Origin of the sequence: Streptomyces sp. SUK 48 (assembly GCF_009650765.1) — a bacterium.
Taxonomy (GTDB): domain Bacteria; phylum Actinomycetota; class Actinomycetes; order Streptomycetales; family Streptomycetaceae; genus Streptomyces.
Genome location: NZ_CP045740.1, coordinates 3921298 through 3941168, shown reverse-complemented (window position 1 = coordinate 3941168; position 19871 = coordinate 3921298). Strand labels below are relative to the sequence as shown.

Genomic DNA, 19871 nt, shown 5'->3' with positions numbered 1-19871 from the left:
GACGGCACGGACCGGCGCGGACGGCGGCGGCCCCCGCCGGTCACCGCGGCTCCGGCGGGCGCTGTCTCGGCATGTTCGGGCGGGTGCCCCCCGCCGGCGGCAGGACGAATCTGGCGGCCTGCCCCACCGCCTCCTGCCGCGGTACGTACGCCACCGACGGCGCCCCCACCGGCGCCGCGCCCGCCCGGAACGCCACCATCCAGTCCGCCGTCTCCGCCCGGACCAGCTCCGTCATGTCCTCCGAGAAGCGACGCAGCAGGACCACACACCGCTCCGCCGCCTCGCTCGCCGTGCCCTCCGTGGGGCCCAGCACCTCCCGCACCCCCTCCACCGCCCAGTCGAACTGGAGCGCCTGGAGGCGCCGCTGCACCGCCTGTGCCGTCGCCACGTCCCGCATCCAGCCGGAGGTCACCCCGAAGTACCGGTCCGCGCCGGCGCACGCGGCCGCGAGGAGCAGGGCCAGACACCCCCAGGGCGCCACGCCCGCCGCCACCTTCGTCAGATCCAGCAGCGGCAGCGCCGCCCCGGTCACCGCCCCCACTGCCGCCCCGGCCCGCAGCACCCGCGCCCCGCGCCGCTTCCACACCCGGTCCCGCAGGTACCAGTCCGCCGTCCGCAGCGCCCCGTGCTCCACCCACCGGTACAGCTCGTCCAGCCGCTCGCCGGGCTCGCCCCAGTCGCCGGGCGGCAGCGCCCGCCCGGTCAGATCACCCGGCCGGGGTCCGGCCGAGCCCTCGCCCCGCCCGTCCTGAGGCGGCCCCTCGGGCTGCATCTCCGGCTGACCCACCCGGCACTCCCTACTGATCACGACCGGTCACGTAGCGTGACATTCCCTGCCGACGTGCGCCACCCTTCCTACCGCCCAACGGGTGGCCCGGTCGTGACTTTCCCGGCTATTCCGCCCGGAAGGGGGCCTTGATCAGCTATAGATCCGCCATCTCTCTCACTCGAAAGAGTGGCGGTGTGATGGCCGCCTGGACCACGTAGGCTCGTGCCAAGGAGAAAGACACAGAGGAGCTGATCGTGATCCCCGGTGGTGGCCAGCCCAACATGCAGCAGTTGCTCCAGCAGGCCCAGCAGATGCAGCAGGATCTGCAGCGGGCCCAGGAGGAACTGGCGAACACAGAGGTCGGCGGGCAGGCGGGCGGCGGCCTGGTCAGCGCGACCGTGACCGGCGCCGGCGAGCTGCGCGGCCTGAAGATCGACCCCAAGGCGGTGGACCCGGAGGACACCGAGACCCTCGCCGACCTGATCGTGGCCGCCGTACAGGCGGCGAACGAGAACGCGCAGGCGCTCCAGCAGCAGAAGCTCGGCCCGCTGGCCCAGGGCCTGGGCGGCGGCACGGGCATCCCCGGTCTGCCGTTCTGACCCCGGTCCAACTAGCGTACGTACCGAAAGGTCTCCAGGAAGGGCAGTCCGTTGTACGAAGGCGTGGTCCAGGACCTCATCGACGAACTGGGGCGGCTGCCCGGCGTCGGTCCCAAGAGCGCGCAGCGGATCGCCTTTCACATCCTCCAGGCCGAGCCGACGGACGTGAAACGGCTCGCGCACGCGCTCCTGGAGGTCAAGGCGAAGGTCCGCTTCTGTGCGACCTGCGGCAATGTCGCGCAGGAGGAACTGTGCAACATCTGCCGTGACCCGCGCCGCGACCCCTCGGTGATCTGTGTCGTGGAGGAGCCGAAGGACGTCGTCGCGATCGAGCGCACCCGCGAGTTCCGCGGCCGCTACCACGTGCTCGGCGGGGCGATCAGCCCCATCGAGGGTGTCGGCCCCGACGACCTGCGTATACGAGAACTTCTCACGCGGTTGGCCGACGGGACGGTCACGGAGCTGATCCTGGCCACCGATCCGAATCTCGAGGGCGAGGCGACGGCCACGTACCTCGCGCGCATGATCAAGCCCATGGGCCTGAAGGTCACCCGCCTGGCCAGCGGCCTCCCGGTGGGTGGCGACCTGGAATACGCGGACGAGGTCACCCTCGGCCGCGCCTTCGAGGGGAGAAGACTCCTAGATGTCTGACGCCACGCTGCACGCCACGTCGCAGAATCCCGACGACTTCGCGGTACAGGTCGCGGACCAGGTCGAGAGCTTCCTGGTGGCCGTCACCGAGGTGGCGCGGGGCGACGAGCCCGGCTCGACCGTGCCCTTCCTGCTGCTGGAGATCTCCCAGCTGCTGCTGGCCGGCGGCCGGCTGGGCGCCCACGAGGACATCGTCCCCGACGAGCGCTACGAGCCCGACCCGGGCCCGGAGCCGGACGTGGACGAGCTGCGGGAGAACTTCGCCCGGCTGCTGGAGCCCGTCGACGTCTACTCCGAGGTCTTCGACCCCTACGAGCCCCGCAGGGCCCCGGTACCGGCCCGGATCTCGGACGACCTCGCCGACATCATCACGGACCTGCGCCACGGCATGGCCCACTACCGCGCGGGCCGCACCTCGGAGGCCCTGTGGTGGTGGCAGTTCTCCTACTTCTCCAACTGGGGGCCGACGGCCTCCGCCGTGCTGCGCGCCCTCCAGTCGGTGCTCATCCACGTCCGCCTCAACCAGCCCCTGGAGGAGCTGGACGGCCTGGACACCGACCAGTCCCCCCTGGGTGACGAGACCCTGGAGTTCGAGGCGGGCCGGGTGATGGCCGAGGAGATCGGCGGACCGCTGGGGATGCGGCCCGGTTCGTGACGCCGCGGCGGCCCGGAGGCGTACGGCCGCGGATGTGACCCGGGGCACGTTCCGCGTGGGCCGGTCCCGGGTGGGCAGAAGGCCATCCGGAAGCGGGCGGCCGGGGTCCCATGGGCGTATGTCTCACCATGCGGGAGCAGGGTGGTGGATGTCGGACGCTCGTTAAACTGAGCCGACACAAACGAACCGAGCGAGGAGCGCACGTGGGCCTTGTCGTGCAGAAGTACGGAGGCTCCTCCGTAGCCGATGCCGAGGGCATCAAGCGCGTCGCCAAGCGGATCGTGGAAGCGAAGAAGAACGGCAACCAGGTTGTCGTCGTCGTTTCCGCGATGGGCGACACGACGGACGAGTTGATCGATCTCGCCGCGCAGGTCTCTCCGATGCCTGCCGGGCGCGAATTCGACATGCTGCTGACCGCCGGAGAGCGGATCTCCATGGCGCTGCTGGCCATGGCGATCAAAAACCTGGGCCACGGGGCCCAGTCCTTCACCGGCAGCCAGGCCGGCGTCATCACCGACTCGGTCCACAACAAGGCCCGGATCATCGATGTCACCCCGGGCCGCATCCGGACCGCGCTGGACGAGGGCAACATCGCGATCGTCGCCGGTTTCCAGGGCGTCAGCGCCGACAAGAAGGACATCACCACGCTCGGCCGCGGCGGCTCGGACACCACCGCCGTGGCCCTCGCCGCCGCCCTCGACGCCGAGGTCTGCGAGATCTACACCGACGTCGACGGTGTGTTCACCGCCGACCCGCGGGTGGTGAAGAAGGCGAAGAAGATCGACTGGATCTCCTTCGAGGACATGCTGGAGCTCGCGGCCTCCGGTTCCAAGGTCCTGCTCCACCGCTGTGTGGAGTACGCGCGCCGCTACAACATCCCGATCCACGTACGCTCCAGCTTCAGCGGATTGCAGGGCACGTGGGTCAGCAGTGAGCCGATTGGGGACCAGAAGGTGGAGCAGGCCATCATCTCCGGTGTCGCGCACGACACCTCCGAGGCCAAGATCACGGTCGTCGGCGTGCCGGACAAGCCGGGTGAGGCCGCCGCGATCTTCCGGGCCATCGCCGACGCGCAGATCAACATCGACATGGTCGTGCAGAACGTGTCCGCCGCCTCCACCGGCCTGACGGACATCTCCTTCACGCTGCCGAAGACCGAGGGCCGCAAGGCCATCGACGCCCTGGAGAAGGCCCGCGGCGGCATCGGCTTCGACTCGCTGCGCTACGACGACCAGATCGGCAAGATCTCCCTGGTCGGCGCGGGCATGAAGACCAACCCGGGCGTCACCGCCGCCTTCTTCGAGGCGCTGTCCGACGCGGGCGTGAACATCGAGCTGATCTCGACCTCCGAGATCCGCATCTCGGTCGTCACGCGCAAGGACGACGTGCCGGAGGCCGTGCGCGCCGTGCACACCGCCTTCGGACTCGACTCCGACACCGACGAGGCCGTGGTCTACGGAGGCACCGGCCGATGAACGCCAAGCCGACGCTCGCGGTCGTGGGAGCGACCGGAGTGGTCGGCCGGGTCATGCTCCAGATCCTTTCCCAGCGCAAGGACATCTGGGGCGAGATCCGTCTGTTCGCCTCTCCCCGCCCGGCCGGCCGCAAGCTGGCCGTGCGCGGGGCGGAGGCGGAGGTCTCGGCCCTGACCGAGGACTCCTTCGACGGGGTGGACATCGCCCTGTTCGACGTCCCGGAGCCGGTCGCCGCCGAGTGGGCGCCCGTCGCCGCCGCGGCCGGCGCGGTGGTCGTGGACAACTCCGGCGCCTTCCGCGCCGATGAGGACGTCCCCCTGGTGGTGCCCGAGGTCAACGCCCACCGGGCGCGCAACCGCCCGCGCGGCATCATCGCCAACCCCGGCGCCACCACCCTCACGATGATCGTCGCCCTCGGTGCGCTGCACGCCGAGTACGGGCTGCGCGAGCTGGTGGTCTCCTCCTACCAGGCGGTGAGCGGCGCCGGCCGGGCCGGTGTGGAGGCGCTGCGCGCCCAGCTGTCCCAGGTGGCCGGCACCGAACTGGGCACCGCGCCGGGGGACGTACGACGCCTCGTGGGCGATGCCACCGGCCCGTTCCCGGATCCGGTCGTGCTGAACGTCGTACCGTGGGCCGGCACCGCGGCCGAGGACGGCTGGTCCTCCGAGGAACTGCGGGTGCGCGAGGAGACGCGCCGCATCCTCTCGCTGCCGGGCCTGCCCATCGCCGTCACCTGCGTCCGGGTGCCGGTGGTCACCGCCCACTCCCTCACGGTCCACGCCCGTTTCCAGGGGGCGGCCGGGGTGGACGGCGCCCGCGAGATCCTCGCCACCGCGCCCGGCGTGGTGCTGTGCGACGATCCGGCGGCCGGCGAGTTCCCCACCCCCGCCGACGTGGTGGGCACCGACCCCGCCTGGGTGGGGCGGCTGCGGCAGTCGCTGGACGACCCGGCCGCGCTCGAACTCTTCGTGTGCGGCGACAATTTGCGCAAAGGCGCCGCATTGAACCTCGTGCAGATCGCGGAGCTGGTCGCCCAGGAGTCCGCCGGGTGAACCGTGTGGCCGCTTTGTAGGATCTGTGTGCGAAGCGTGTCCGGCGGCATGGTCCAAACCGCTTGAGCCGGCCCTCTCGGCGACAGAAGATGTGCCTCCCCGCCCTCCGCAACCACGCGGAGGGCGGGAGCGTCTTTGCGGTCACTCTTCGGGGCGTGGGGGCGTCGTGAGCGGACCGGGCGAGGGGATGCCCGTCCACATCGGACATAGGGGAAGAGCGGGTTGCATGACGGCACTTGAGGCACCGCCGGCTGTCGCACATGTGACGCCCGGCGCGTACAACCCTGGCGGGGGCAGACGTGTCCAACAGGCGTGGCAGAGGTACTGGAACTCACAGGGGGACGCGGCAGCGCGGCCCTTCGGCCGCCGCGTGCGGCGTTGCGCCCCCGCACGCCCGGCGGCATGCCGGTGATCGCGCCCATGCCAGCCGCGCGGCCAGCCCGCATACCCGGTCAGCGTGACGGCGCCGACGACAGCACGGCCACGGAGGCCGTCACCGGCACCACCGTGGACCATCTGACCGAGACCTACCGGGCGCACTACCGCTCGCTGCTGGGTCTCGCCGCCCTCCTCCTCGACGACACCGCCTCCTGCGAGGACGTCGTCCAGGAGGCGTTCATACGGGTCCACTCGGCGCGCAAACGCGTCCGCGACCCGCAGAAGACCCTCGCCTACCTCCGGCAGACGGTCGTCAACCTCTCCCGCTCCACCCTGCGCCGCCGCATCCTCGGCCTGAAGCTGCTCGCCAAGCCGATGCCGGACATGGCGAGCGCGGAGGAGGGCGCGTACGACCAGCTGGAGCGCCGCGACCTCATCAAGGCGATGAAGGGGCTCCAGCGCCGCCAGCGTGAGGTCCTGGTCCTGCGCTACTTCGCGGACATGACCGAGGCCCAGGTCGCCGAGTCGCTCGGCATCTCCCTGGGCTCGGTGAAGGCGTACGGCTCGCGCGGCATCGCCGCCCTGCGGGTGGCCATGGAGCAGACGACATGACCGACGGCCCGCACCGCACCGCCCCGACCACACCTCACCGCACGCTGGGAACGAAACTGTGAACCACGGCCCCGACGACAGGAGCACCGAGGGGCTCGAACCCGAACACGACCGGGAGAGCGCCGGTTTCCCCGGCTCCACCCGCGAGGGCACCGGCCCGGGGGCGGAGGGCGAGTGGCTCGCCCGGACGCTCGGCGGGCTCGGCTCGGAGGAGGCGGAGGTGCGGCGGCTGCTGCACTCCGCGGTCGACGGCATGGAGCCGGGCGCGGGCACGCTGGAGCGGCTGCGCCGGGCGGTCCCCGCGCGCCGGGCCCGCAAGCGGCAGGCGGCCGTGGGCATGGCGGCGGCGGCCCTGTTCTTCGGTACGGCGATCCCGGCGCTGGTGCACGTCTCCGACTCCGGCGGCTCCGACCCGGACACCGCGATGGCCGGCCAGTCCTCGCAGGCGCACTCCGGCACCGGGCACGACAAGGACAGGGGCGGCCCGGCGGGCGGCGGCAGGGGCACGGACGGCAACCCGGTCCAGCCGGGCAAGGGGCCCGGCAAGCCCGGGGACAAGGCCGGCGCGGGTGCGGGCGAGGCGGGCGCGGCCGGTGGCGCGAACCCCTCCGCCACCCTGGCCGCGGGCGTCCCGGCGTGTACGCCGGCCCAGCTGGGCTCGGTCACGGGCAGCGCCGCCGCGCCGGACTCCACGGGGATCGTGTACGGCGCGTTCCGCGTCACCAACACCTCCACCGGGCCCTGCGCGGTGAGCGGGGCGGGCGCGGTGGGCGCGAGCGCGCTGGGCGCGGCGGACCCCGCGAAGATCGCCGTCGTACGGCATGCGGCGGGCGACGCGGCGACGGGGCTGCCCGATCCCGCCCAGGAGGCCACGGGCCTGGTCCTCCAGCCCGGCGCCGCCTACCAGGAGAAGTTCGCCTTCGTCCCCTCCGAGACGTGCCCCACCCCGGGCGGCCCGGCCGGCGGTACGGACGGCGGCGCGACCCCGGACCCGTCCCCCACCCCGAGCGACGGCACGGCCGACGCCGGCAGCGCCTCCGGCACCGCCTCCCAGCTGGGCACGGGCGGCACCACCGCCGACGGCAGCGTCGTGGTCACCCACACCCCGGCCTCCGGCGGCCCGACCGCCTCGACGAAGGTGCCGGGAGAGTGCGCGGGGACGGTGTATTACACGGGGGTACTGGCGGATTCGTAGGAGGGCCGGACAGAGGGCCGCCTTTTACTGCGGGCAGTCGTGCCGCTGGGGCGGCGGCACGGGTGGGCGCTGGGGGTACCCCCTCTGGGGGAGGCACCCGGCCGGCGCCGGTGAGCTGTCCCAACCCCCGGCCCACCGCAGCACCGGTCAGCTGTTGGACACCGGAACCGGCACGGCCTCCTCCGGCGCCAGGCCCAGCGCGGCGTCCCGCGCGGCCTCGACCTCGCGCCGCAGCAGCCGGAACCACATGAACACCGTGAACCCGGCGAAGACGAACCACTCGCCGGTGTACCCGAGGTTCTGGAACGCCTTCAGGTCCAGCCCGGTGCCCTCCGGAGCCGTCGCCGGCACCGCCTTCATCCCGGCGCCCGCCGTGTCCAGCGTCACCCACGCGTCGTACAGCCGGTCCGGCACCAGGTTGACCAGCGCCGCCGAACTGATCGCCGACGTCTGCCCCGCGGGCAGCCCGCCCTGCGCGCTGACCCCGTTGTCCCCCGGTGTCTCGGACGCCTGCAACGCGCCGACGACGGTCACCTCACCGCGCGGCGCGGCGGGCGCCTTCGCCGCGGACGCCGTCCCGGGCAGCCAGCCCCGCACCACGGGAAGCGACTTCCCGGTGTCGGTCCGCAGCAGCGTCAGGACGTAGAACCCGTTCTTGTCGTCCAGCTGCCGGCCGGGCACGAGCAGCTGCGTCCCGTACCGTCCGTGCGCGGACACCCGCCGCCCGGACGTCGCCTTGTTCACCGGCAGCATCGAGTCCAGCGGGCGGGCGGCCTGCGTGGCGTCGGACGCGGCCTGCCGGTTCGCGGCGTGTTCCTCGTGCACCCGCCCCTCGAACCGGCTCAGCTGCCAGGACCCCATGAAGATGCAGAAGGGGATGGCGAGCAGCACGAAGACGTTGATGCCCCACCAGCGCGGAGTCAGCAGAAACCGGTACACGCCCCCACGGTACGGCGCCCGCCCCGCCGCCCCGCCCGCGGGGCGGCCCTCACCCGCACCCGTGTGGTGCCCGGGGCGGGAAAGTTATCCACAGGCTGCGCCCACCCGCCACACAATTGTCGCCGCGGCCAGGCAGTATGGGCGCATGACTGGGGCCAAGACTGAGAGCACGACGCCGAGCGCACCGCAGGCGCCGGGCAGCGCGGACATGCCGGACTGGGAGAAGCGGTTCAGGGCGCCGCGGGTGTCCCTGCCCGACTGGGCCGAGGACGCGCCGGACCGCTCGCTGTTCGTGTCGAACGCGACGGGGACGTACGAGCTGTACGCGTGGGACCGCGCCACGGGCGAGCAGCGCCAGGCCACCGACCGGCCGAACGGCACGACGGACGGCACGCTCTCCCCGGACGGCGCCTGGATCTGGTGGTTCGACGACAAGGACGGCGACGAGTTCGGCGTCTGGCGCCGCCAGCCCTTCACCGGCGGCGCCGACGAGCCGGCCGTCCCGGGTCTCGCCCCCTCCTACCCGGCCGGCCTCGCCCTGGCCCGCGACGGACGCACCGCCGTCGTCGGCCGCTCCACGGACGAGGACGGTACGACGATCCATCTGGCCCGCGCGGGCGCCGACCCGGTGGAGATCTACCGGCACCGCGAGTCCGCGGGCGTCGGCGACCTCTCCCACGACGGCTCCCTGATCGCCATCGAGCACACCGAACACGGCGACGCGATGCACGCCGCGCTGCGCGTGCTGCGCCCGGACGGCTCGGCGGTCGCCGAGCTGGACGACACCAAGGGCGGCGCCGAGGAGCTGGGCCTGGAGGTCCTGGGCTTCGCCCCGGTCGACGGCGACACCCGGCTGCTCATCGGGCACCAGCGCCGGGGCCGCTGGGAGCCGCTGGTGTGGGACGTGACCACCGGGGAGGAGACGGACCTCGCCCTGGAGCTGCCCGGCGACGTCAGCGCCGAGTGGTACCCGGACGGCTCCGGCCTGCTGATCGCCCACAGCTTCGAGGCCCGCAGCGAACTGTTCCGGTACGACCTGGCGAGCCGTGAGCTGACCCGTGTCCCCACCCCGCCCGGCACCGTCTCCGGGGCGACCGCCCGCCCGGACGGCAGCGTGGAGTACCTGTGGTCCTCCTCCGCCGAGCCGTCGGTGGTGCGGTCCACCTCCGGCGGTGTGGTCCTGGACCCGCCCGGCATGAAGTGCCCGCCGTCGGTGCCGGTGGAGGACGTCTGGGTGGAGGGCCCCGGCGGCCGCATCCACGCCCTGATCCAGAAGCCCGCGGGCGCGAGCGGCCCCCTGCCCACCGTCTTCGACCTGCACGGCGGCCCGACCTGGCACGACAGCGACTCCTTCGCCTCGGGCCCCGCCGCCTGGGTCGACCACGGGTACGCGGTGATCCGCGTCAACTACCGCGGCTCCACCGGGTACGGCCGCGCCTGGACCGACGCCCTCAAGCACCGGGTCGGCCTGATCGAGCTGGAGGACGTGGCGGCGGTCCGCGACTGGGCGGTCTCCTCGGGCCTCGCCGACCCCGACCGGCTGGTCCTCACCGGCGGCTCCTGGGGCGGCTATCTGACCCTGCTCGGCATCGGCACCCAGCCGGAGGCGTGGACGGTCGGCATCGCGGTCGTCCCGGTCGCGGACTACGTGACGGCGTACCACGACGAGATGGAGGCGCTGAAGGCCATGGACCGCACCCTCCTCGGCGGCACCCCCGAGGAGGTCCCGGAGCGCTTCGAGGCGTCCTCCCCGCTCACCTACGTCGACCAGGTCAAGGCCCCGGTCTACATCTCGGCCGGGGTCAACGACCCCCGCTGCCCCATCCGCCAGATCGACAACTACATCCACCGCCTCCAGGCCCTCGGCGCCCCCCACGAGGTGTACCGCTACGACGCCGGGCACGGCTCCCTCGTCGTCGACGAGCGCATCAAGCAGGTGGCGCTGGAGCTGGACTTCGCCAAGCGGCACCTCCCGGCGTAGCCGTCCCGCCCGCCCCGCTCCCCTCCGGCCGTCCGGCCGGAGGGGTCAACGCAGGGCGGCCAGGCCCCGGCGGGTGACGGCGACCACCACCCGGTCCCCCTTCGCCAGGACATGATCGGCGGGGGTGTCGCTGCGGCCCGCGAGCGCCAGCACCCGCCAGGAGCCGGGGCGGAACGCCTGGTCCACCGTGCGGCCCTCCAGCATCGGATGGCCGTCCACGTCGACGGCGGCGAACAGCAGCACCTGCCGCTCGACGGCCACCGCGCCGAGCACCTGCCGGCCGAGCATCGCCCCCGCGAAGGCGGGCGCCGCCAGATGCGTCACGCTCCGGCTCCGGGTCAGGGCGTGCGGGTAGGCGGCGCGCAGGGTCCGGTAGACGGCCGTGGCGAAGTCGTCGTCGTACAGCCGCAGCACCACCCGCAGATCCGGCCGTACCGTCCGCGCGTACAGCGCCGCCTCCAGGTTCGTGGTGTCCGCGCTGGTCACCGCGAGCAGGGCCTGCGCCCGGTGGATCTTCGCGGACTCCAGCACCCCCTCCTGGGTGACGTCCCCGAGCACCACCGGCACCCGCAGCCTGCGCGCCGTGGCGAGCCCCCGTGCCTCGGGGTCGGACTCGACGCACACCACGGGCACGTTCAGCTCCCGCAGCCGGGTCAGCACCCGGGTGCCGATCTTGCCGAGCCCCAGCAGCACCACATGCCCGCCGAGCCCGCGCGGCGGCCGGCGCAGCGAGGTGGCGGTGCGGAAGGTGCCCAGCGCCTCCAGGACCGCGGCCAGCAGCACCGGCAGCAGCAGCAACCCCACCAGCGCGGACAGGAGTTGGAGCAGCTGTCGGCCGAGCGGCGCGCCGACCGCCGGGTCGTCGATGGCGAACATGTCGAGCAGGGTGAGGTAGAAGGCCCGTACCGGATGGATGCCGGTCACCGCCCACAGGGCGATCGCCAGCGCGAGCACACAGCCGACCAGGCCGGCCAGCGACCAGCGCAGCCGCCGCGAGAACAGCGAGTTGAGCCAGGGGATGACGCCCGCCCCGCGCGCCGCCGACTCGGGGCCGCCCGCCGTCGACACCTGCTCCAGCACGATCGCCGTCCGCCCGGCCGCGCCCCGCACCTCCTCGTCGGCCGGGAGCAGCCGTGGTTCCTGGTCCCCGCCGGTGGGGTCGTTGACCGAGAGCAGGGCGAGGGTGTGCAGGCCGGAGTCGGTGGGCAGCGGCCGTTCCACCGCCCGCAGCAGCAGTCCCTCGGTCTGCACGACCTTGCTGGTGCCCGCGAGCGCGGTCGCGGCCAGTGCCGGGGCGGCGGTGTCGGCGTCGGACAGCACGGTCGTCGACGCCTCCGCGTACGCGTCGCCCCCGCCGTCGTACGCCAACGCGGCCGCTTGGTCGAGGAGTTCCTCGATGTGCTGGCCCAGCCGCCGGTTGTAGAGCCGCAGGACGAGCCGCAGCCGGGGGTTGAGCCGGCGGGCGGTGAGCGCGGCCCGGATGTTGGTCTCGTCGTCGTCGTGCACCAGCGCGAGCGCGGTGGCCCGCTCCACCCCGGCCTCGGCGAGCACCGCCTCGGTCAACTCCAGCGCTTCGAGGACGGGTTCGCCGACCGGCGAGGCCGCCGTGGCCGCCCCCGGCACGGCGGGCCGGCCGCCGACCGCCGCGTTGACCATCCGGTCGAGCAGCGCCGCCGACGCGGCCCGCGCCCGGCCGACCACCGGCGGCCGCGCCGCACGCTCGGCCGGCGGCACCACGAGGGTCACCTGCTCGCCGTACACCCCGCGCAACTCGGCCGCCAGCCGGTGCGCAAGCCCGTCGTCCCCGCACACCACCATGTGGGGTGCGCCGGGTCCCCCTTGAAACGGAACACTCGCCACGAGGGGAAAGACTGCCTCAGGAGGAGGACTGGTTCCATGGGCGGCCGAACGCCCGTGTCGCACACCGGCGTTCGGCCCCGGGAAGGGCCCCGTGAAGGGCCCCGTGAAGGGCCCCGTGACGGCTCCACGGCTCCCCGGCGGTCCCCGTCAGCGGTCGGCCGCGGCCTTCTCGGCCTCGTCCGGGGTCCTCTCGACCTCGGCCGCGGCCTTCTCGAAGTCGAACCGCGCCAGATCCGCCAGCCACACCCGGGCGTTGCCGTCCGAGGGGGCCCGCCAGTCGCCGCGCGGGGAGAGGGAGCCGCCGGCCGAGACCTTGGGCCCGTTCGGCATGGCCGAGCGCTTGAACTGGGCGAACCCGAAGAAGCGGCGGCAGAAGACCTCCAGCCAGCGCACGATCTCCGCGAGGTCGTACGCCACCCGCTTGGCCTCGGGGAAGCCGGGCGGCCAGGCGCCCGACCCCGCGTCGTGCCAGGCGTGCCAGGCCAGGAAGGCGATCTTCGAGGGCCGGAAGCCGTGGCGCAGCACCTGGAAGAGGGTGAAGTCGTGCAGCGCGTACGGGCCGATCTTCGACTCGGTGGACTGCATCTCCTCGCCCGGCACCAGCTCCGGGCTGATCTCGGTGTCCAGGATCGCGGCCAGGATCTCGCCGGTCTCCGCGTCGAACTGCTCGCTGCTGATCACCCAGCGGATCAGGTGCTGGATCAGCGTCTTGGGCACCCCGGAGTTGACGTTGTAGTGGCTCATCTGGTCGCCGACGCCGTACGTCGACCAGCCGAGCGCCAGCTCGGAGAGGTCGCCGGTGCCGAGCACGATGCCGCCGCGCTGGTTGGCCAGCCGGAACAGGTAGTCGGTGCGCAGGCCCGCCTGGACGTTCTCGAACGTGACGTCGTACACCGGCTCGCCGGCGGCGAAGGGGTGCTCCATCTCCTCGAGCATCAGCCGCGCGGTCGGCGTGATGTCCAGCTCGGCCGCGGTGATGCCGAGCGCCCGCATCAGCCGGTGCGCGTTGTCCTTGGTGTGGTCGCTGGTGGCGAAGCCGGGCAGGGTGAAGCCCAGGATGTCGCTGCGCGGGCGCCCGGCGCGGTCCATCGCGCGGGCGGCGACGATCAGCGCGTGCGTGGAGTCGAGACCGCCGGAGACGCCGATGACCACCTTGGGCCCGCCGATCGCGCCGAGCCGCTGCTGGAGCCCCTCGACCTGGATGTTGTACGCCTCGTAGCAGTCCAGGGCGAGCCGGTCCGGGTCGGCGGGCACGAACGGGAAGCGCTCCACGCGGCGGCGCAGCCCCAGGTCGGCGGCGACCGGCGGGTCCAGCAGGAAGGAGACCGTGCGGAAGTCGCCGGTGCGCGCGGCATGGGTACGGCGGTTGTCGTCGAAGCTGCCCATCCTGCTGCGCTCCTGCCGCAGCAGGTCGAGATCGATGTCGGCCGCCGCGAACTGCTCGCCGAGCGGGAAGCGCTCGGACTCGGCCAGCAGCGCCCCGTTCTCGTAGATCATCGTCTGTCCGTCCCAGGACAGGTCGGTGGTCGACTCGCCGAGCCCGGCCGCCGCGTAGACGTACGCGGCGAGGCAGCGGGAGGAGGCCGAGCGGCACAGCAGCTTGCGGTCCTCGGCGCGGCCGACGGTGATCGGGCTGCCGGAGAGGTTCGCCAGCACGGTCGCCCCGGCGAGCGCCGCCTCCGCGCTCGGCGGCACCGGCACCCACATGTCCTCGCAGATCTCCGCGTGCAGCACCAGGCCCGGCACGTCGTCCGCGGCGAACAGCAGGTCCACGCCGAACGGCACGTCCGCGCCGCCGAGCCGGATGGTGCCGCCGCGCTCGTCGTCGCCCCCGGCGATCTGGCGGCGCTCGTAGAACTCCCGGTAGTTCGGCGGGTACGACTTCGGGGCAACGCCGAGAATCCGGCCGCGGTGCACGACGACCGCGCAGTTGTAGATCCGGTTGCGGTGGCGCAGCGGGGCGCCGACGACCAGCACCGGCAGCAGGTCCGCGGAACCGGCGACCACCTCCGCCAGGGCCGTCTCGACCGCGTCCAGCAGCGGGTCCTGGAGCAGCAGGTCCTCGATCGAGTAGCCGCACAGCACCATCTCCGGGAAGACGGCGACGGCGACGCCCTCCTCGGCGCACCGGCGCGCCTGGCGCAGGACCGATACGGCGTTGGCGCCCGGGTCGGCGATGACGGTGTGGCCCGTGCACGCGGCGACGCGCGCGAAGCCATGCTGATAGATCGACCAGAAGTTCACAGGGGGAAGCCTAGAACTTCTGCTCTACGGCGGTCGCGGGCGCTCGCCTTTGCCCCGAACCCGGACGTACAGTACCCCTAGGGGTATTTCTCGAGGAGTGAGCGTGGAACTGGAGCTTGAGGGCGCGTCCCTGAAGGCCGTCCTGAACCGGCTGCGGCGCGCGCAGGGCCAGATCTCCGGGGTGATCCGGATGATCGAGGAGGGCCGCGACTGCGAGGAGGTCGTCACCCAGCTGGCCGCCGCCTCGCGGGCGCTGGACCGCGCCGGGTTCGCGATCATCGCCACGGGGCTCCAGCAGTGCGTGGCCGACATCGAGTCGGGGCGCAGGAACGGGGAGGACGCGGAGGCGATGAAGGCGCGGATGGAGCGGCTGTTCCTGTCGCTGGCGTGATCCGCTGACCGGCCCTCGGGTCCTTTCGGGTCACTGGGGCCTCGTACACCCGCGCGCGGGCCGTTCGGCCCTTGTCCGCCCCCGCTCGCCCTGACTTCACTGGTCCGTCGGCCCCCGACCACCACCGGCAAGGCGGAACGCCCGATGACCAGTGACACGACCACCGGCGCCACCCCTCGGCAGCGGGACCGGCGCGGCAGCCGGCCCGCCCCGCCCGAGGCCACGACCACCGCCTCCCGCGCCTTCGCCTGGCTGCTGATCGTGACCGGCGCGCTCGGCATCCTGGCCTCCTTCGTGATCACGATCGACAAGATCCAGCTGATCCAGGACCCGCACTTCACCCCGTCCTGCAACCTCAGCCCGGTGCTGTCCTGTTCCAGCGTGATGCGCAGCGCCCAGGCGTCCGTTTTCGGCTTCCCCAACCCCCTGCTCGGCCTCGCCGCCTACCCCGTCGTGGTCACCACCGGCTGCGCCCTGCTGTCCGGCGCCCGCTTCCGGCGCTGGTTGTGGCTCGGCCTGAACGCGGGCACGGCGTTCGGCGCGGGCTTCTGCATGTGGCTGATGAGCCAGGCCCTGTACGACATCGGCGCGCTGTGCCTGTGGTGCTGCCTGGCCTGGGCCGCCACCATCGCGATGTTCTGGTACACCACCGCGCACAACCTGATGCACGGCATCGTCCGCGCGCCCCGCGCCGTGGTGGCGGGCGTCCTGGAGTTCCACTGGGTGGTGCCGCTCACCTGGTACCTCGGCATCGTGATGCTGATCGCCACGCGCTGGTGGGACTACTGGGTGTCGCTGCTGTGAGCCGGCTGTCTCCGACGCCGCTGTCTCCGACGCCCCTTTCCCCTCCCCTTTCCCCGCCCCCTTCCCCGACCCCGCTTTCTCCGCCCCGGCCTTCTCCGACCTGGCTCTCTCCGCCTCGGCCTTCTCCGCCCCGGCCTTCTCCGACCTGGCTCTCTCCGCCCCGGCTTTCCCTGACCCCGTTTCCGAGGCGGCCGGGGCCGACCGGCCCTGCCACCGCCCGCCCCGCCCCGGTTAGCGTCGCGCGATGGAGCGCAAGAACATCCCCGACCCGGGCTTCGCGGGCGACGACGGCTCACCCGAACCCCGCCTCGCCGCCGCCCTGACCGCCTGGTCCAAGGCCCCCTCCGTCTCGGCGGAGACCGAACTGCTCGCCCTGCTCGCGGACGCCCGCCTGCTGGTGCCGATCGTCGCCGTGCTCGGCGAGCGGGAGACCGGCCCGGACGGCCGCGAGGGCGAGAAGACCAGCGACATGGCGGTGGCCACCCTGCGCCTGCCCGACGGCCGCCGCGGACTGCCGGCCTTCACCGGCCTGGACGCGCTGGCCCGCTGGCGCCCCGACGCCCGCCCCGCCCCGGTCCCGGCCTGCCAGGCGGTCGAGGCCGCCTGGCACGCGGGCGCCGAGACTCTCCTGATCGACCTCTCCGGCCCGGTCTTCTACGCACTCTCCGGCGCCGCCCTGCGCGCGGTCGCCGAACGCCGCCCCCATCTGCCCCCGCCGCGCGACCCCGAGATCGCCGGGGCCCTGTGTACGATCCTGGCCCGCCATCCCGCCGTGAGCCGCGCCCATCTGCTGCCGGCCGCCGGTGACACGGACGCCCGGCTGGTCGTCGTACCGGCGTCGTCCGAGGCGGACAGCCAACTGCCCGCCGCCGCGCACAACGTGGCCGAGGCGGTGCGTGACCTGGCCGCCGACCTGGCGGCGGACCCCCTGCTGCGGGTGCGCCTGGACCGGGGGCTGGACCTCGCGGTCGTACCCGGGGACCGGGCGGTCTTCGGCACCCCGCTGTACCGCCGCCACTGATCGCCGTCACTGACCGGGGCCCGTCCGGCAAGAGGGGCCACCCGGCCCTACCGGCGGCCGCAGCCGGGCCTGTTGGGCCCTATCGGCGGAGGGTCCCCCCGGGCTGATCATGTGGCGGGCCGGGAAGCGCCGGGTCCACCACCCGCACGCGTGGCGCTTCCCGGCCCGGCTCCGACATGCACAGCTGGGAGGGACGCCGTCCGGTGGACGAGGCACAGATACACAAGGTGATGACCGAACGGCCGGGCGCCGAGGTCACCGCGGCCGGCCCGCGGCCGCCCGCCGTACGACGCGCACGGCCCACCTGGATCCAGTGGCTGACGACCACGGACCACAAGCAGATCGGGACGATGTACCTGGTCTGCGCGTTCGCGTTCTTCCTGATCGGCGGCGTGCTGGCGCTGCTGATGCGCGCCGAACTGGCCCGGCCCGGGCTCCAGATCATGACGAACGAGCAGTTCAACCAGGCGTTCACCATGCACGGCTCGATCATGCTGCTGCTGTTCGCGATGCCGCTGTTCACCGGCTTCGCGAACTGGATCATGCCGTTGCAGATCGGCGCGCCCGACGTGGCGTTCCCCCGGTTGAACATGCTGGCCTTCTGGCTGTTCCTGTTCGGCTCGCTGATCGCGGCGGGCGGCTTCCTGACGCCCGACGGCGCGGCGGACTTCGGGTGGTTCCTGTACGCCCCGCTGTCCGACGCGGTGCACTCGCCGGGGCTCGGCTCCGACCTGTGGATCATGGGCGTGGCGCTGTCCGGCTTCGGCTCGATCGCGGGCGCGGTCAACTTCATCACCACGATCATCTGCATGCGCGCGCCCGGCATGACCATGTTCCGCATGCCGATCTTCGTCTGGAACGTGCTGCTGACCGCGCTCCTGGTCCTGATCGTCTTCCCGGTCCTGGCCGCGGCCCTGTTCGCGCTGGAGTGCGACCGCAAGTTCGGCAGCCACATCTTCGACGCGGCCAACGGCGGCGCCCTGCTGTGGCAGCACCTCTTCTGGTTCTTCGGCCATCCGGAGGTCTACATCCTGGCGCTGCCGTTCTTCGGCATCGTCTCCGAGGTCATCCCGGTCTTCTCCCGCAAGCCGATGTTCGGCTACATGGGCCTGGTCGCCGCGACGATCTCCATCGCGGGCCTGTCGGTCACGGTGTGGGCCCACCACATGTACGTCACGGGCGGCGTGCTGCTGCCCTTCTTCTCCTTCATGACCTTCCTGATCGCGGTGCCGACCGGGGTGAAGTTCTTCAACTGGATCGGCACCATGTGGAAGGGTTCGCTCAGCTTCGAGACGCCGATGCTGTGGACGACCGGCTTCCTCATCACCTTCGTCTTCGGCGGTCTGACGGGCGTCATCCTGGCCTCGCCGCCGTTGGACTTCCACGTCTCCGACTCGTACTTCGTGGTGGCCCACTTCCACTACACGATCTTCGGTACGGTCGTGTACGCGATGTTCGCCGGATTCCACTTCTGGTGGCCGAAGTTCACCGGCAAGATGCTGGACGAACGCCTCGGGAAGATCACCTTCTGGACGCTGACGGCGGGCTTCCACCTCACCTTCCTCGTCCAGCACTGGCTGGGCGCCGAGGGCATGCCGCGCCGGTACGCCGACTACCTGGCCACCGACGGCTTCACCGCCCTCAACACCATCTCCACGATCGGTTCGTTCCTCCTCGGCCTGTCCGTCCTGCCGTTCTTCTACAACGTCTGGAAGACCGCCAAGTACGCCAAGCCGGTGGGCGTGGACGACCCCTGGGGCTACGGCCGCTCCCTGGAGTGGGCCACCTCCTGCCCGCCCCCGCGCCACAACTTCACGACCCTGCCGCGCATCCGCAGCGAGTCCCCGGCCTTCGACCTGCACCACCCGGAGATCGCGGCCCTCGAGGCGGAGGCGGGGGCGGGGGCGGCGGTCTAGGGCTCTCCTCCCGGAACCTGCCGGGGGCCGGCGCACGGCCACCGCCGAGACGGGGAGGCGCCCCGCCCACGCGAATCCGGCGGGTGACGACAACCCCGCGGGGCCCCTCGACCCTGACAAGACCCGAAAGAGAGACCCGCGCCATGGCGCATCCCGTACCGGCCCTGGCCACCGCCGCGGTGACCGCCGCCGGCTGTGTCTGGTACCTCCCGGCCCTCGCCGACCTCCGCGCGGGCGCCGACCGCCCGGTGTCCCGCCGGCTGCGGGCGGCGTCCTGCGTGACGGCCTGGGCGACAGCCGCGGCCGTCGCCGTCCTCCTCCTCACCACCGACCCCTGGACGTGGCCGGCCGCCACCGCCGGGACGGGCACCCTCCTGGCCGCGGCCCTCCTCGTCTCCGCAGCCCTCCACCACTCCCGCGAGAGACGCGAAGCCGCCGCCCACTGGACGGAACTGACCCCCGCCCAGACCCCACCCGCCCCCGACCGCACCCGCTACGTGGTCGCCGTCCTCCTCACCACCGGCCTGACCACCGCCGCGATCACCGCCGCCCTCCGCCTGGCCGAGCACCCCGAAACCCCGACCGCCTGGCTGACCACGATCACCATCCCCGCCGCCGTCTTGACCCTCTTCCTCACCTTGGCCACCACCCACACCCACCACCACCGCCACCCGCACTGACCCCGGCCCAGGGCCGGCCTGCCGTCTGAGTACGCGTACTCAGACGGCAGGGGGCAACTACGGATGCGGCGCTCGGCGTGGTGTCAGTACCGTGCTCTTCGACCGCCGCAGCGTCGCGGTCGTACGCGCACCGCAATCCGGCGGCATACCGCGTGACATGGGGGAGGGGCCACGCATGTCGTGGGACGAGTGGGAGCAGCTCAAGGCCGTCGCGGCGGAGCGGCACTCCACGCGGATGAGGCTCGACCAGTTACCCGGCGACCGGAACGGCACGAGCCAGAGCGGTGATGGCGCATCCGGCAGGCTCCGCTCCGACAAGAAGGCGTGGTCCGCGGCCGGACAGGGCGTGGGTGAGCTGCGGGACGACGTCGGCAAGGCGCTGACGAAGCTGGAGCACGGTCAGACCGGCCTCGGCAAGGGTTCCGGCTGTTCGACCGAGTCGGCCCAGAAGGGCGTGTACGACTCCTGGGAACGCCGCGTGAAGGACATCGGCGACCTGTGCGACGGACTCGCCGGCGTGCTGGAGAAAGTGGGGAACGACCAGCTCAAGAACGACGAGGCCATCAAGGCCGAGATCGATGGGCTGAAGGTGCGCTCCGGGATCGCGTCCGCCGCCGGCGGCGCGGGCGAGGGCCGGTGATCCGGACGC

The 19871-nt window shown here is 72.8% G+C and carries 18 protein-coding genes; 14 read left to right on the top strand and 4 right to left on the bottom strand.

Features of this window, described 5'->3' with window-relative positions:
* Positions 1–40: 40 nt before the first annotated feature.
* Positions 41–787: an SLATT domain-containing protein gene (locus GHR20_RS16985; RefSeq protein ID WP_111583159.1), complete on the bottom strand. Its 747-nt coding sequence runs from the start codon at positions 785–787 to the stop codon at positions 41–43.
* A 236-nt stretch (positions 788–1023) separates the two neighbouring features.
* Between GHR20_RS16985 and GHR20_RS16980 the strand changes: the two genes are divergently transcribed.
* The 7 genes from GHR20_RS16980 (at position 1024) to GHR20_RS16950 (ending at position 7386) form a co-directional block, all read left to right on the top strand.
* On the top strand, positions 1024–1368 hold the full coding sequence (locus tag GHR20_RS16980; protein ID WP_111583158.1) for a YbaB/EbfC family nucleoid-associated protein: 345 nt from the start codon (positions 1024–1026) through the stop codon (positions 1366–1368).
* 51 nt (positions 1369–1419) lie between these two features.
* Complete coding sequence (recR, locus tag GHR20_RS16975; protein ID WP_111583157.1) at positions 1420–2019, top strand: recombination mediator RecR; 600 nt, start codon at positions 1420–1422, stop codon at positions 2017–2019.
* Positions 2012–2674 carry a DUF5063 domain-containing protein gene (locus tag GHR20_RS16970; RefSeq protein WP_111583156.1) on the top strand — a complete coding sequence of 221 codons (663 nt, stop codon included), beginning with the start codon at positions 2012–2014 and terminating at the stop codon, positions 2672–2674. The genes recR and GHR20_RS16970 overlap by 8 nt, the downstream gene beginning before the upstream one ends.
* 203 nt (positions 2675–2877) lie before the next feature.
* Positions 2878–4149 (top strand): aspartate kinase, encoded by a 1272-nt coding sequence (locus GHR20_RS16965; protein WP_111583155.1) that lies wholly within the window; start codon positions 2878–2880, stop codon positions 4147–4149.
* Positions 4146–5201 carry an aspartate-semialdehyde dehydrogenase gene (locus tag GHR20_RS16960; RefSeq protein WP_153813634.1) on the top strand — a complete coding sequence of 352 codons (1056 nt, stop codon included), beginning with the start codon at positions 4146–4148 and terminating at the stop codon, positions 5199–5201. The genes GHR20_RS16965 and GHR20_RS16960 overlap by 4 nt, the downstream gene beginning before the upstream one ends.
* A 402-nt stretch (positions 5202–5603) precedes the next feature.
* Entirely contained in the window at positions 5604–6191 is a 588-nt protein-coding gene (locus tag GHR20_RS16955) for a SigE family RNA polymerase sigma factor (RefSeq protein ID WP_237520592.1), read from the top strand.
* A 58-nt stretch (positions 6192–6249) separates the two neighbouring features.
* Positions 6250–7386 carry a hypothetical protein gene (locus GHR20_RS16950; protein ID WP_243878049.1) on the top strand — a complete coding sequence of 379 codons (1137 nt, stop codon included), beginning with the start codon at positions 6250–6252 and terminating at the stop codon, positions 7384–7386.
* 147 nt (positions 7387–7533) lie between these two features.
* On the opposite strand, the gene GHR20_RS16945 is transcribed toward GHR20_RS16950, so the two are convergent.
* On the bottom strand, positions 7534–8325 hold the full coding sequence (locus GHR20_RS16945) for an SURF1 family protein (protein ID WP_153813633.1): 792 nt from the start codon (positions 8323–8325) through the stop codon (positions 7534–7536).
* A 208-nt stretch (positions 8326–8533) separates the two neighbouring features.
* Here GHR20_RS16945 and GHR20_RS16940 point away from each other — a divergent pair, with 208 nt between their 5' ends.
* Complete coding sequence (locus tag GHR20_RS16940; protein ID WP_194859125.1) at positions 8534–10306, top strand: prolyl oligopeptidase family serine peptidase; 1773 nt, start codon at positions 8534–8536, stop codon at positions 10304–10306.
* 45 nt (positions 10307–10351) lie between these two features.
* Here GHR20_RS16940 and GHR20_RS16935 read toward each other — a convergent pair whose 3' ends face one another.
* Both GHR20_RS16935 and GHR20_RS16930 read right to left on the bottom strand, forming a co-directional pair.
* Positions 10352–12124, bottom strand: a complete 1773-nt coding sequence (locus GHR20_RS16935; RefSeq protein WP_148024512.1) for an NAD-binding protein — start codon at positions 12122–12124, stop codon at positions 10352–10354.
* A gap of 189 nt (positions 12125–12313) precedes the next feature.
* Positions 12314–14410 (bottom strand): NAD(+) synthase, encoded by a 2097-nt coding sequence (locus GHR20_RS16930; RefSeq protein ID WP_153813631.1) that lies wholly within the window; start codon positions 14408–14410, stop codon positions 12314–12316.
* Between the two features lie 103 nt (positions 14411–14513).
* On the opposite strand from GHR20_RS16930, the gene GHR20_RS16925 reads away from it, so the two are divergent.
* The 6 genes from GHR20_RS16925 (at position 14514) to GHR20_RS16900 (ending at position 19862) form a co-directional block, all read left to right on the top strand.
* Positions 14514–14801: a metal-sensitive transcriptional regulator gene (locus tag GHR20_RS16925; RefSeq protein WP_111583148.1), complete on the top strand. Its 288-nt coding sequence runs from the start codon at positions 14514–14516 to the stop codon at positions 14799–14801.
* A 144-nt stretch (positions 14802–14945) separates the two neighbouring features.
* Positions 14946–15605 (top strand): vitamin K epoxide reductase family protein, encoded by a 660-nt coding sequence (locus GHR20_RS16920; protein WP_153813630.1) that lies wholly within the window; start codon positions 14946–14948, stop codon positions 15603–15605.
* A 244-nt stretch (positions 15606–15849) separates the two neighbouring features.
* Complete coding sequence (locus GHR20_RS16915; protein WP_153813629.1) at positions 15850–16626, top strand: SseB family protein; 777 nt, start codon at positions 15850–15852, stop codon at positions 16624–16626.
* 230 nt (positions 16627–16856) lie between these two features.
* Positions 16857–18542 carry a cytochrome c oxidase subunit I gene (gene ctaD, locus GHR20_RS16910; protein WP_243878359.1) on the top strand — a complete coding sequence of 562 codons (1686 nt, stop codon included), beginning with the start codon at positions 16857–16859 and terminating at the stop codon, positions 18540–18542.
* 143 nt (positions 18543–18685) lie between these two features.
* Positions 18686–19222: a hypothetical protein gene (locus GHR20_RS16905; protein WP_153813627.1), complete on the top strand. Its 537-nt coding sequence runs from the start codon at positions 18686–18688 to the stop codon at positions 19220–19222.
* A gap of 175 nt (positions 19223–19397) precedes the next feature.
* The gene (locus GHR20_RS16900; RefSeq protein WP_153813626.1) at positions 19398–19862 is read left to right on the top strand and encodes a hypothetical protein; all 465 of its coding nucleotides are present in this window, start codon (positions 19398–19400) and stop codon (positions 19860–19862) included.
* The last annotated feature ends 9 nt before the right edge of the window (positions 19863–19871 follow it).

What these genes read in the sequence shown, in the direction of transcription:
- GHR20_RS16970 (WP_111583156.1), top strand. Translation starts at nt 2,012, where the DNA reads ATGTCTGACGCCACGCTGCACGCCACGTCGCAGAATCCCGACGACTTC.
- GHR20_RS16960 (WP_153813634.1), top strand. Translation starts at nt 4,146, where the DNA reads ATGAACGCCAAGCCGACGCTCGCGGTCGTGGGAGCGACCGGAGTGGTC.
- GHR20_RS16955 (WP_237520592.1), top strand. Translation starts at nt 5,604, where the DNA reads ATGCCGGTGATCGCGCCCATGCCAGCCGCGCGGCCAGCCCGCATACCC.
- GHR20_RS16940 (WP_194859125.1), top strand. Translation starts at nt 8,534, where the DNA reads ATGCCGGACTGGGAGAAGCGGTTCAGGGCGCCGCGGGTGTCCCTGCCC.
- GHR20_RS16935 (WP_148024512.1), bottom strand. Translation starts at nt 12,124, where the DNA reads ATGGTGGTGTGCGGGGACGACGGGCTTGCGCACCGGCTGGCGGCCGAG.
- GHR20_RS16920 (WP_153813630.1), top strand. Translation starts at nt 14,946, where the DNA reads ATGACCAGTGACACGACCACCGGCGCCACCCCTCGGCAGCGGGACCGG.
- GHR20_RS16915 (WP_153813629.1), top strand. Translation starts at nt 15,850, where the DNA reads ATGGAGCGCAAGAACATCCCCGACCCGGGCTTCGCGGGCGACGACGGC.
- ctaD (WP_243878359.1), top strand. Translation starts at nt 16,857, where the DNA reads ATGACCGAACGGCCGGGCGCCGAGGTCACCGCGGCCGGCCCGCGGCCG.
- GHR20_RS16905 (WP_153813627.1), top strand. Translation starts at nt 18,686, where the DNA reads ATGGCGCATCCCGTACCGGCCCTGGCCACCGCCGCGGTGACCGCCGCC.
- GHR20_RS16900 (WP_153813626.1), top strand. Translation starts at nt 19,398, where the DNA reads ATGTCGTGGGACGAGTGGGAGCAGCTCAAGGCCGTCGCGGCGGAGCGG.